This is a genomic window from Beijerinckia mobilis (genome assembly GCF_000745425.1).
Lineage (GTDB): Bacteria > Pseudomonadota > Alphaproteobacteria > Rhizobiales > Beijerinckiaceae > Beijerinckia > Beijerinckia mobilis.
Genome location: NZ_JQJH01000031.1, coordinates 17,904 through 28,492, shown reverse-complemented (window position 1 = coordinate 28,492; position 10,589 = coordinate 17,904). Strand labels below are relative to the sequence as shown.

Annotated in this window: 11 protein-coding genes and 2 tRNA genes; 7 read left to right on the top strand and 6 right to left on the bottom strand. The window is 57.5% G+C overall.

Annotation, left to right across the window (positions count from 1 at the left end; genetic code table 11):
- From DL88_RS17060 to DL88_RS17050, 3 genes are all read left to right on the top strand, one after another.
- A partial coding sequence (locus tag DL88_RS17060; RefSeq protein ID WP_034998889.1) for an IS5 family transposase occupies nucleotides 1–285 on the top strand: 285 nt, incomplete at its 5' end.
- Nucleotides 286–603: 318 nt separating this feature from the next.
- Nucleotides 604–1,335, top strand: a complete 732-nt coding sequence (locus DL88_RS17055; protein WP_156971175.1) for a hypothetical protein — start codon at nucleotides 604–606, stop codon at nucleotides 1,333–1,335.
- Nucleotides 1,336–1,456: 121 nt separating this feature from the next.
- A complete protein-coding gene (locus tag DL88_RS17050; RefSeq protein WP_034998905.1) occupies nucleotides 1,457–1,795 on the top strand; it encodes a rhodanese-like domain-containing protein in 339 nt (112 codons plus the stop codon).
- Nucleotides 1,796–1,889: 94 nt separating this feature from the next.
- Here DL88_RS17050 and DL88_RS17045 read toward each other — a convergent pair whose 3' ends face one another.
- Entirely contained in the window at nucleotides 1,890–2,582 is a 693-nt protein-coding gene (locus tag DL88_RS17045; RefSeq protein ID WP_034998888.1) for a cupin domain-containing protein, read from the bottom strand.
- Between the two features lie 273 nt (nucleotides 2,583–2,855).
- The gene (locus DL88_RS17040) at nucleotides 2,856–4,562 is read right to left on the bottom strand and encodes an MFS transporter (RefSeq protein WP_051956122.1); all 1,707 of its coding nucleotides are present in this window, start codon (nucleotides 4,560–4,562) and stop codon (nucleotides 2,856–2,858) included.
- A gap of 412 nt (nucleotides 4,563–4,974) precedes the next feature.
- Between DL88_RS17040 and DL88_RS17035 the strand changes: the two genes are divergently transcribed.
- Nucleotides 4,975–5,559 (top strand): copper chaperone PCu(A)C, encoded by a 585-nt coding sequence (locus tag DL88_RS17035; RefSeq protein ID WP_051956120.1) that lies wholly within the window; start codon nucleotides 4,975–4,977, stop codon nucleotides 5,557–5,559.
- 93 nt (nucleotides 5,560–5,652) lie between these two features.
- Here DL88_RS17035 and rlmB read toward each other — a convergent pair whose 3' ends face one another.
- Together rlmB and DL88_RS20480 are read right to left on the bottom strand one after the other, a co-directional pair.
- Entirely contained in the window at nucleotides 5,653–6,501 is an 849-nt protein-coding gene (gene rlmB, locus DL88_RS17030; RefSeq protein ID WP_245270931.1) for a 23S rRNA (guanosine(2251)-2'-O)-methyltransferase RlmB, read from the bottom strand.
- 97 nt (nucleotides 6,502–6,598) lie between these two features.
- Nucleotides 6,599–6,772, bottom strand: a complete 174-nt coding sequence (locus DL88_RS20480; RefSeq protein WP_156971174.1) for a hypothetical protein — start codon at nucleotides 6,770–6,772, stop codon at nucleotides 6,599–6,601.
- A gap of 115 nt (nucleotides 6,773–6,887) precedes the next feature.
- Between DL88_RS20480 and DL88_RS17025 the strand changes: the two genes are divergently transcribed.
- The 3 genes from DL88_RS17025 (at nucleotide 6,888) to DL88_RS19600 (ending at nucleotide 8,326) form a co-directional block, all read left to right on the top strand.
- A tRNA-Tyr gene (locus DL88_RS17025) sits at nucleotides 6,888–6,972 on the top strand.
- Between the two features lie 73 nt (nucleotides 6,973–7,045).
- A tRNA-Gly gene (locus tag DL88_RS17020) sits at nucleotides 7,046–7,119 on the top strand.
- A gap of 118 nt (nucleotides 7,120–7,237) precedes the next feature.
- On the top strand, nucleotides 7,238–8,326 hold the full coding sequence (locus DL88_RS19600; protein ID WP_051956119.1) for a sensor histidine kinase: 1,089 nt from the start codon (nucleotides 7,238–7,240) through the stop codon (nucleotides 8,324–8,326).
- A gap of 35 nt (nucleotides 8,327–8,361) precedes the next feature.
- On the opposite strand, the gene accC is transcribed toward DL88_RS19600, so the two are convergent.
- Together accC and DL88_RS17005 are read right to left on the bottom strand one after the other, a co-directional pair.
- The gene (accC, locus tag DL88_RS17010; RefSeq protein ID WP_034998894.1) at nucleotides 8,362–9,723 is read right to left on the bottom strand and encodes an acetyl-CoA carboxylase biotin carboxylase subunit; all 1,362 of its coding nucleotides are present in this window, start codon (nucleotides 9,721–9,723) and stop codon (nucleotides 8,362–8,364) included.
- A 373-nt stretch (nucleotides 9,724–10,096) separates the two neighbouring features.
- Complete coding sequence (locus DL88_RS17005) at nucleotides 10,097–10,561, bottom strand: acetyl-CoA carboxylase biotin carboxyl carrier protein (protein WP_051956118.1); 465 nt, start codon at nucleotides 10,559–10,561, stop codon at nucleotides 10,097–10,099.
- Between the last annotated feature and the right edge of the window lie 28 nt (nucleotides 10,562–10,589).

Here is a 10,589-nt window from a genome sequence, read left to right as displayed (position 1 = left end):
AAGGTGCTTCTGGCCGATCGCGGCTATGACAGCGACCATATTCGCGAGACAATGGAAGCAAAAGGCGCGGCCACCATCATCCCGACCCGGAAAAACCGGAAAACGCAAATCCCCGTCGACGATTACATCTACGCCCTGCGCAATCGCATCGAGCGGTGCTTCAACAAGCTCAAAAACTCACGCCGCCTCGCGACCCGATACGATAAAACCGCCGAAAGCTACCTTGGCTTCGTTCATATCGCCGCTATTCGCCTCTGGATGCGCGCATTCGTCAACAGGACCTAGGATCTGTGCAGTTTCTCGCAGCACGTAATCAACCGAATTTCTATTCGGGAAAAATGGCGCTATAACGCAATGTAAATAAGATATATAATAAAGCCACTGGGTGACGGTGGCGCCGAATTTCCCGATGGGGCAAGAGCGCGAAGCGCCGTTTGGTGTCTGCTCCCTAGAAGTTTTCGGGTCATGTGCGATTGCTGGCCGAGATCTCCCAATGTCCCGCGCCTTCCTGGCGGCTTTGCTTCCTTCAGCATCGCCCTTTTGGGGCTCATCCTCCACGGACCTTTTCTTGCGCCTTTCACGACGCCTCGATGGATTTCGGCCATGGCCGGAGCCTATCTGATGCCGCCCGGCGTGGGGCAAATCATCACCGGCATGACCTTTTCAGGATCGACAAAAGCTTTCGACAAGCATGGCCGGGTCATTCCTGTGCCATCTTATCGCAAATTCGAGCTCGGCAGCTATCTGGAATATGGCCTCACCGAACGGGTTACTGTCATTGCCGCTCCTTCCTTCGACCATATAAGAGCGAGCCAGCCGGGCTCGACCTATGATGGTCTCGGGACCAGCGGTGCCGGGCTGCGTTTTGGTCTTTTACGCAACCCCTGGGATGTTCTTTCGTTTGAAGCGAGCTTCATCGGACCCGGTCCGCCATTCTCGCAAGGGGTGGGCCTCATCAGGGCGCGCCGCGCCGCCGGCGCTGACCTGCGCCTTGCCGCGGGGCATGGCTTTGCTGTGCAAGGAATTCCCGTTTTTCTTGAAGTCGCTTCTGGCTATCGCATCTATGGCGGCGAACAGCCGGGTGAAGTGCATGCCGATCTGACGCTTGGCGCACGCCCTTTGCCCTCGATTCTTGTAATGTTGCAAAGTTTCAGCACGATTTTCACAAACAAGACGGCGATCTGGCCACGCCAGAGCTGGCATACGCTGCAACTCAGTCTGGTTTATGATGTTTCACCCCGCTGGTCGATTCAGGGAGGCGCCTTTATGACCGTGGCTGGCTATGATGCGGGGCGGCAGGCAGGGCCGCTTCTGGCCATGTGGTATCGATTCTAGACCCTGTATCGATTTTAACGATCCGGCGCGCGTCGATTCGTCGCCGGATGAAAAATCCTTTTTCTCACTTCTCTCTTATGCGCTAGATAAGCCCTTCTTCATTGGGTTGAAAGGAATGGAAATGGCCGGGCCCGCACCAAAGGTCGTTGAGAATGTGTCGATCGATGAATTGAAGAAAGGTCTCGCCGACAAATCCATCCTCCTCGTCGATGTGCGCGAGCCCAATGAATATGCCGAAGGCCATATCCCCGGTGCGATCCTGAACGCCTTGCAGAAATTCGACGTAGCGGCGTTGCCGCAGCCTGGCCCTGGCCAGCGCGTCGTTCTCGCCTGCCGGGCCGGAAACCGCTCTCTCACCGCGCTCGGCCTTGCCCAGGCGGGTGGCCGCGACGACATCAAGGCGCATTTTCCCGGCGGTTTCAAAGGCTGGTTTGAGGCCGGCGAGCCGGTCGAGAAATAATCGGCGCAAAGATCAGCGGATGACGAACCGGGCCTCCGGCACGGTTCAATCCCCGGTTTGTCCCGAAGGTGTTTTCAATTTTCCTGGTCGAGGGTCAGAGTGTTGCATCCTCGGCGAAAAGCGCGAGATGGGATGCGGTGAGGTGTCCCGTCTTGACCAGCAGCGTCGCTCCGCTTTCGGAGATCAGGCGGCTCTCGCGACCGCCCGGCTGCCTGATCCAGCTGCGCGCGGAATAGGTGCCGTCGGCGTCGGCGGCCTCGCCCTCAAGCACGAGAATTTCCTCGCCATCCGCATGGGTTTCATGATCCCAGCGGGCGCCAGGCTCCATCCGCAAGAGAAATGTCGAGACGCCATCGAATGTATGCAGCTCCTTCGTGGCGAGGCCGTTGCCAGGACCTTTCTGCCAGGGCAGCGCATTGGTATCGACGACGTGCCGCGCCCTGTCATCCTTTGAAAACTGCCACAATTTGACGAAGATCGTGCTGCCTCCCTTCGTGAACGGCGTATGTTCGGAGCCGATCGGATCACGCAGATAGGTTCCCTGGGGATAGCGGCCGTTTTCGTCTTCCAGCATGCCGTCGAGCACGAAAAACTCCTCACCGCCGCCATGCACATGATGCGGGAAGAAGCTTCCCGGTGCGAAATGGACGAGGCTCGTCGCGCGGGCGATTTCTCCGCCGATACGGTCGAGCATCTGCCGCTCGACGCCTGGTTGCGGGGAGGCGGCCCAGGGCTCGTCGCCGGGGCGCAGGATGGCTTTTTCTGAAAAATCGGCGCGAATTTTCATGGCGAATGTCCATTAAGGCCGGGTCTCGTCATTCACGGCCTGGTGTGATCGACAAGGTCTGGCGGGAAGCAGCCGTCCCTCGGTCGCGGGGGCAAGCTTTGATGAATCATGCCACGAATCCGCAAAGGATGCAGCGACGAACAACCGGGTCGGCGCACCGGCTTGGATCTTGAGCCCTCCTCTATGGTGCCCAATCCGGCATTCATAAAAGAACGCCCTGGAAATCTTTCGATTTCCAGGGCGCCGGATGTTGGCCGGGATAGAGCGGCCGTTTTAGATGTCGGCGAAAATATCCCGATCCTTGGTCTCGGGGATGAACAGCGCGCCGACGACGAAGGTAATGGCGGCGAAGACGATCGGGTACCAGAGACCGTAGTAAATATCGCCGGTCTGGGCCACCATGGCAAAGGCTGTTGCGGGCAGAAGACCGCCGAACCAGCCATTGCCGATATGATAGGGCAGGGACATTGACGTGTAGCGGATACGGGTCGGGAAGAGTTCGACCAGAGCCGCGGCGATCGGTCCATAGACCATCGTGACATAGATCACGAGGATAGCAAGAAGACCGATCAGGGGTAGAACGCCCGGCTTGTTGAAATCGAACGGATGGGTCATCCGCACGATATCCGGATCATTGGCCTTCGGATAGCCAGCCTGCTGCAAGGCTGCAGTTGCGGCGGCGGCGAATTCAGCATTGGCCGCCTTGACGTTTGTTGCCTGCGCGGCATCGAACGCCTGGATGGAAACGCCACCGATGACGATCTGGGCCGGCTGGCCCGCCGGGCCGGCGACGGTTTCGTAACGCACGCCGCTCTTGGCAAGGAAGTCGCGCGCGACGTCACAGGAATTGGTGAACACACGGGTGCCGACTGGATTGAAGAGATTGCCGCAATCGGCGGGATCGGCGACCACCTGCACCTTCACCGTTTCGATCGCATGGGCGAGCGCCGGATTGGCATTGGCCGTGATGGCTTTGTAGATCGGGAAATAGGTCACCGCAGCAAACAGGCAGCCGAGGAGAATGATCGGCTTGCGGCCGATATGATCCGAGAGCCAGCCGAAGAAGACGAAGAAGCCGGTGCCGATGACGAGCGCCCAGGCAATCAGAAGATTCGCCGTATAGCCGTCGACCTTGCAGATCGATTGCAGGAAGAACAGCGAATAGAACTGGCCGGTGTACCAGACGACGCCCTGGCCCATGGTGAGGCCGAACAGAGCGAGGAGCGCGATCTTGGCATTGGACCAGGTGGCGAATGCTTCCGTCAGCGGAGCCTCGGAATGCGTGCCTTCTTCCTTCATCTTCAGGAACGCCGGGGATTCATGCAATTGCAGGCGAATCCAAAGCGAGACGAGAAGCAGCAGCACCGAGACGATGAAGGGTACGCGCCAGCCGATTTCGGCGAAACGCGCCTCGCCGAAATATGTTCTCGTGGCGAGAATCACGAGCAGGGAGAGGAACAGACCGAGCGTCGCAGTCGTCTGGATCCATGAGGTATAAAAGCCACGCCGGCCATGGGGCGCATGTTCCGCCACATAAGTAGCGGCGCCGCCATATTCGCCGCCGAGCGCGAGACCCTGGAGCAGGCGGGCGGAGATGAGGATGATGGGTGCTGCGACACCGATCGTGGCGTAATTTGGCAGCAGGCCAACGACGAAGGTCGAAAGGCCCATGATCAGAATGGTGACGAGGAAGGTATATTTACGGCCGACGAGATCGCCAAGGCGTCCGAAGACAAGTGCTCCGAAGGGACGCACGAGAAAGCCCGCGGCAAAGGCAAGAAGCGCGAAAATATCGGCTGTCGTCTTGGGAAACTGGCTAAAAAATTGCGCGCCGATGATGCTGGCCAGAGAGCCGTAAAGATAAAAATCGTACCATTCGAAAACGGTACCCAGCGAGGATGCGAAAATGACTTTTCGCTCGGCTGGCGTCATTGCTCTTTTTTCAACGCGCGGGCGCACCGCGCTTGTCGAAAAGACCATAATTCCTCCCATGTCGCTAAATTTAAGCGGATAATCGTCTTTAATTTTACGGTCAGTCAGGCCGACGGATCTGTATTTTATGGCGTTTTTGTGATCTTCGGCATTTTTGACCGAACCTGCCATCGGACTAGCATCACTTAAATATGAACGCGCGCCTTTGTCCAGCTATGCAGTCACTTCAGCTCTCTATCGAAAGTTTACTTTTGTGACTCAAGTCTGCGCGGCTTTTTGCCGCATGGCGATCCGCCGCCTTTTAATGCCGATGTCTGATCAAACAATTTTCCCGGCAATCCTGTGCCTTATAGATAAGCATATGATTTAGCTTGAGGATATTGAAGCCTGGTCGATCGATACGTCTCTGCGCAATTGACCGCCACCGATCGGCGAGAGGGCCAGACAGGGAGGATTCCTCGTGTTTATCAGCCGCACATTGCGCAAGTGTCGTGAGCCCAACGCCGATGTGGCACCGGTATGGCTGCGAACCATTCTCGCCTCGATCATGGGCTTCTCGCTCTTGGCATGCGTTGGGCCTTCCACGCTGCAAGCCGAGACAATGCCGATAAAGCAGCGCACTTCCTTGAGGCTGGACCATGCTTTCGTGCGCGAACCGCCGCTTGGGGCGAAGGTCGCCGGAGCCTATCTTCGAATCGTCAATGAAGGCGTATCAGCCGACCGGCTCATCGGACTCTCGACACCGGTTGCCGATCAGGCCGAGATCCATTCGATGAAAATCGAGAATGGCATAATGACGATGCGCGCCTTGCCGGAGGGCCTCCTCCTGCCGCCAGGCGAGGTGGTCGAATTGAAACCGGGAGGTATCCATATCATGCTTGGCGGGCTTCACGCTCCGCTCAGGCAAGGCGAAAGCTTCACCGCGACTTTACGATTCGAAAAAGCCGGCGATGTGGAGGTCGTTTTTCCCGTCGAGTCGCTTGCCACCGGCAAAGCAGCGGGGTCTCCGGCTCATGATCAGGGGCACAGACACGGCCAGGATTGAGGTGTGTCTTGATCCTTGTCGTCGATCGGACTGCCGCCTTCCGGTAGTGGCTCGGGCCATCATGCGAAGGGCCGCGCGCATCGCCTCTGGGTGTCAGGCCTTCTGAACGAGGGTGAGAACGACGGCGCAGGCATTTGAGACATTGAGGCTTTTTATGGCACCAGGCATATCGAGGCGCGCCAGGAAATCGCATTTTTCGCGCGTGAGACGGCGCAGCCCCGCGCCTTCGCCTCCCAGAACAAGCGCCAGCGGCTTGTGGAGAGGAAGCTGTGTCAAATCATTTTCCGCAGCCGAATCGAGGCCGATGCGCAGATAGCCGAGTTTTCCAAGCGTTTCGAGTGATCGCGCCAGATTGACCACTGGAACCATCCGGACATGTTCGAGGCCACCGGAGGCGGTTTTCGCCAGAACACCGCCCAGTGCCGGTGCATGTCGTTCCGTTATCACTATTGCATCGACGGCAAATGCAGCCGCCGTCCGTAAAATGGCGCCGACATTATGCGGATCCGTGATTTGGTCGAGAACGAGAACGATTCCGCTTCGTGATTCGATTTCCGTGACATCCAAAGGCTCTATCGGCCGCGCTTCGAGCAAAAGCCCCTGATGAACCGAGCCCGGCCCCAATTGTCGGGAGAGATCATCCGCCGTCACGATCTGAAGTTTCACGCCGGAGGCGGCAATCTCTGGGGCCAGCTTCTCTGCGGCCATAGCGGTCGCATGGAGGAGGAGACATTCCCGTTGGCCTGCCCGCAGGGCCTCCCGCACGGCATGCGTGCCGTAAAGCTGGATGAGATCGGCGCCGGGCTTTGCAAAGCGCGGCGCTTGCGGCTGCGGCCTCTCGGGACGTGGATGATCCTTGCCACGCGCCTTTTCTTTTGCGGCCGATGTTTGATCCACCCTTTTCGGAGCGAGGCCCTTCGGCGGCGGTGCTTGGCGACTCAAGGCATCCTCGCTCTGTTGCAAGGCGCTGAGCCTAACGGTCGGGAAAAAGATAATGAATTTAAATTCAAATCAGTTTGTTGAAGAACGTGCTTCATCTTCATCCTGAAGGTCGGTCCGCCATGGTCCTGTGTTGGAGGATCATTCCGGCAAATGCGGAAATTTGTAAACCGCGCGCTCTGAGCAGGCGACCATTAAAACCCGTCGCGGGGAACACCTTCAGCCGGATCTTGAGCTGATTCGACACAAAGTTTTTCACAGCTTCGAGCGCCATTTCATGGGATTTCTCGGAGATTATGGAGGGCCAGCCCGAATTTGCAGTTGACAGAAAGGGGCGCGCTTCGCATAAGCGGCGCCGACCCCACGCATGATCCATCGGCGTGTGGCTTGGGGGAGTGTCCCGAGCGGCAAAGGGGGCGGACTGTAAATCCGCTGGCTATGCCTTCGTAGGTTCGAGTCCTACCTCCCCCACCATTTTTCCTTGAGGCACTTCGCCTTTGAGGATTGCTAAGCCTAGCGACCCATTGCATAGTGGCAAGGGATTCAGGCGGGTGTAGCTCAATGGTAGAGCAGCAGCCTTCCAAGCTGAATACGAGGGTTCGATTCCCTTCACCCGCTCCAAACAATTTCTGCTTTCTGTTTCGTACTCGAGCCGGAGTTGGGCTTTTACCCATCGGTTAGCTTCCGGTTTCCGTTCATGAGGCCATTCGGCGTGTCAGGTCGAATTCTCCCTGAGGAAATGACAGATCCGGGCTGGGAGGATTTATGCCACCTTGCCATCCAGATCTGCGATGTGGCGACGGCTTTTATCGCCTTTCATGATTGCGATGGCGTACTGATCAAATCCTGGGCTGGAAAGGTCGCTTTGCAATCCTGCGCCATTCCGCCGGATTCGCCTTTCGCGGTCGTCACCTCCTCTTTTCTGATGATCGAGGACCTTACGGCGAGCAAGGTCTTTTGCCGCCATGGCTCTGTCGTGCAGGAGCCTTTCTGGCGCTTCTATGCTGCCATGCCCTTTGCTTCGGTGGAGGGAGGCCCGCCCATGGGCTTTCTCGGCCTTCTAGACACGGCTCCGCACGATCTCACGCCCGCGCAGATAGCGAGCCTTCGCAGGCTCTCCGCCCAGGCCGCGCGGCTCGGCGAACTGCGCCGCTTGCGCGATCTCGACGGCGCGATGCGTCGCCTCGGTCATGAATTAACCCATCGGGTGAAGAATGCTCTTGCCGTCGTCCAGGCGATCTTGAACCTGTCGGCGCGTTCCTCGACGACGATCGACGCGTTCAAGGAAGCTTTCGCCGCGCGCTTGGGCTTCTTTTCGAAGCTTCAATCACTCGTGGGCGGCGATTCCTGGCAGGCAATTCGTTTCGATCGAATCGCCTCAGCTGCTCTTGGACCGTATGAGAATCAGCTCGACGCACCGATCGAGAGCTGTGGGCCGCCAGCCGAACTTGCCACCGATCTTGCCATCATGCTCGGCATGGTGCTGCATGAGCTGGTGGTCAATGCCGCGAGATTTGGGGGATTTTCCAACCCAGCCGGCAGGCTCCATATTTGCTGGTCGATGGAACGTCGAGACGGCAAGTCGTTTTTCTGCCTGAACTGGCGCGAGCATGATGGGCCGCCGGTTCTTTTGCCTGACCATGAAGGTTTTGGCCTTAAACTGCTCCGGCGGGTGCTTGCCGCGCAATTCCACGCGGAAATCGATCTTGTCTTCGCACCTGAAGGGCTTTTCCTATCCTTGCTGATTCCGTTGGGAAATGCGGAGGTTGAGATGAAACCTTCAACCTCCTTACCAGCGGTCCAGCCGGTTGGCGGACCAAGCATTTAACCCAAACGCCAACCGCTATTCCTTGCGTTCCGAATTCAAACGTCGGAAATATCCATGCCGCCCGTGGCGAGGAATTTCTCGAGCCAATGGATATCATATGACCCGTTCTGAATATCCGTATTGCGGATCAGGGTTCTAAACAGAGGCAGCGTCGTTTCGATTCCATCGACGACGAATTCATCAAGTGCACGACGCAGCCGTAGCAGGGCCTCGTTACGAGTGCGCGCATGAACGATCAGCTTGCCGACGAGGGAATCGTAATTCGGCGGGATTTTGTAGCCGGCATAGACGGCGCTATCGACGCGTACCCCGAGACCGCCCGGCGGATGATAATAGGAGATGCGTCCGGGCGAGGGATGAAAGGTCGAAGGATGCTCGGCATTGATCCGGCATTCGATCGCATGGCCGCTAAATTCGATGTCTTCCTGCCGCAGTGTCAGGGGTGAACCGGCGGCGATCTTGATCTGTTCGTTTACGAGATCGACGCCGGTCACCATTTCCGTGATCGGATGTTCGACCTGAATACGGGTGTTCATCTCGATGAAATAGAATTCGCCGTTCTCGTAAAGAAATTCGATGGTTCCGGCGCTGGAATAGCCGAATTTACGCATTGCCTCGGCGCAAATGTCGCCGATTCGTTTGCGCTGCTCCTGATTGAGCGCGGGTGATGCCGTCTCTTCCCAGACTTTCTGATGCCGCCGCTGCAACGAACAATCGCGTTCGCCAAGATGAATGGCATTGCCGTGTCCATCGCCTAATATCTGCACTTCAATATGGCGTGGCTTTTCCAGATATTTTTCGAGATAGACGGAATCATCGCCGAAGGCGGTTTGCGCCTCGAGCCGAGCCGTCGCCAGGGCCTCGGGCAGTTCCTCGAGGGAACGGGCGAGCTTCATACCGCGGCCACCGCCACCGGCTGCCGCCTTGATCAGGACCGGAAATCCAAGCTCCTTGGCGACCTGAATGGCTTCGGCTTCCTCACGCACCGCCCCTTCCGAGCCAGGAACGCAAGGAATGCCGAGACTGCGGGCGGTGCGCTTGGCCTCGACCTTATCGCCCATCAGGCGGATATGTTCTGCCCGAGGACCGATAAAGGCGATGTGGTGATCGGAAAGAATTTCCGCAAAACGGGCATTTTCCGAAAGAAATCCATAACCCGGATGGACGGCTTCCGCGCCGGTGACCTCGCAGGCTGACAGAATGGCAGGAATATTGAGATAGGAATCGCGGGCCGGCGCCGGACCGATGCAGACGGATTCGTCGGCAAGGCGCACATGCATGGCATCGGCATCCGCGGTCGAATGAACCGCGACCGTTGCTATGCCGAGTTCCTTGGCGGCGCGCAGAATTCGCAGGGCGATTTCGCCCCGATTGGCGATCAGAATCTTGTCGAACATGTCCATCCGTCCGAAGCAGTATGACTGCTTCATCATCGCGCAGCTGCCGAAGAACAAGGGCCGGAAGCTCGCAGGAACAAGAGGCTTTTAGAGCAATTTCGGTTCGCTTGAATCGCCTGGCGATGCAATCCGATTGAAAATGCACTCTATTTTCATTTGTCTAGAGCATTTTTCCATAATGGTGAATCGCTTCACGATTTCATTATTTTGAAAATACTCTCATTTTTGAGTCGAGGGTTTCGGAGAGAGAAACGCTCACACGTGAATCGTTTTGTCACACCGACCATAGGAATCGCCTCTCTTTAAAGAGAGGCGATAAAAAAAGAACAGCGGGATTTGTCTTTGAAACCGGCGGGATTATGGCGCCGGAAAATTACTCGATCACGACAAGAGGCTGATCATATTCGATTGGCTGGCCGTCGACGACGAGGATAGCCGTCACGGTACCAGCGCGCGGCGCAACAATTTCGTTGAAGGTTTTCATAGCCTCGACGAGGAGCAACTTGTCGCCCGACTTGACCGGGGTGCCAACCTCGATGAAAGGCGCCGAACTAGGGGAGGGGCGCAGATAGGCCGTCCCGACCATCGGCGATTTGACTGCACCGGGATGATCCGCTCCGGCGGCTGGCGCGGCGCCTGCCGCAGGCGCAAGCGGCACCGCCGCGGCGACTGGCGCAGCGGCCGGGGCTGCGGCAATGATCTGCCGCGCCACGCGAATACGCAATCCGGTCTGTTCCACCTCGACCTCCGAAAGGCCCAGGCGTGCGACGATCTCGGCAATGGTTTCAACGAGCGTAATATCGACGCTCGTATTCGACTCAGCTTGATCTTTTGTCATGCCACTTCGACTTTCATACAGAACAGCT

Bases quoted from the DNA above. Each gene is read 5' to 3' on its own strand.
- DL88_RS17055 (WP_156971175.1), top strand. From the start codon at position 604: ATGGCCGGAGCCTATCTGATGCCGCCCGGCGTGGGGCAAATCATCACC.
- DL88_RS17050 (WP_034998905.1), top strand. From the start codon at position 1,457: ATGGCCGGGCCCGCACCAAAGGTCGTTGAGAATGTGTCGATCGATGAA.
- DL88_RS17045 (WP_034998888.1), bottom strand. From the start codon at position 2,582: ATGAAAATTCGCGCCGATTTTTCAGAAAAAGCCATCCTGCGCCCCGGC.
- DL88_RS17040 (WP_051956122.1), bottom strand. From the start codon at position 4,562: ATGGTCTTTTCGACAAGCGCGGTGCGCCCGCGCGTTGAAAAAAGAGCA.
- DL88_RS20480 (WP_156971174.1), bottom strand. From the start codon at position 6,772: ATGGCGCTCGAAGCTGTGAAAAACTTTGTGTCGAATCAGCTCAAGATC.
- DL88_RS19600 (WP_051956119.1), top strand. From the start codon at position 7,238: ATGACAGATCCGGGCTGGGAGGATTTATGCCACCTTGCCATCCAGATC.
- accC (WP_034998894.1), bottom strand. From the start codon at position 9,723: ATGTTCGACAAGATTCTGATCGCCAATCGGGGCGAAATCGCCCTGCGA.
- DL88_RS17005 (WP_051956118.1), bottom strand. From the start codon at position 10,561: ATGACAAAAGATCAAGCTGAGTCGAATACGAGCGTCGATATTACGCTC.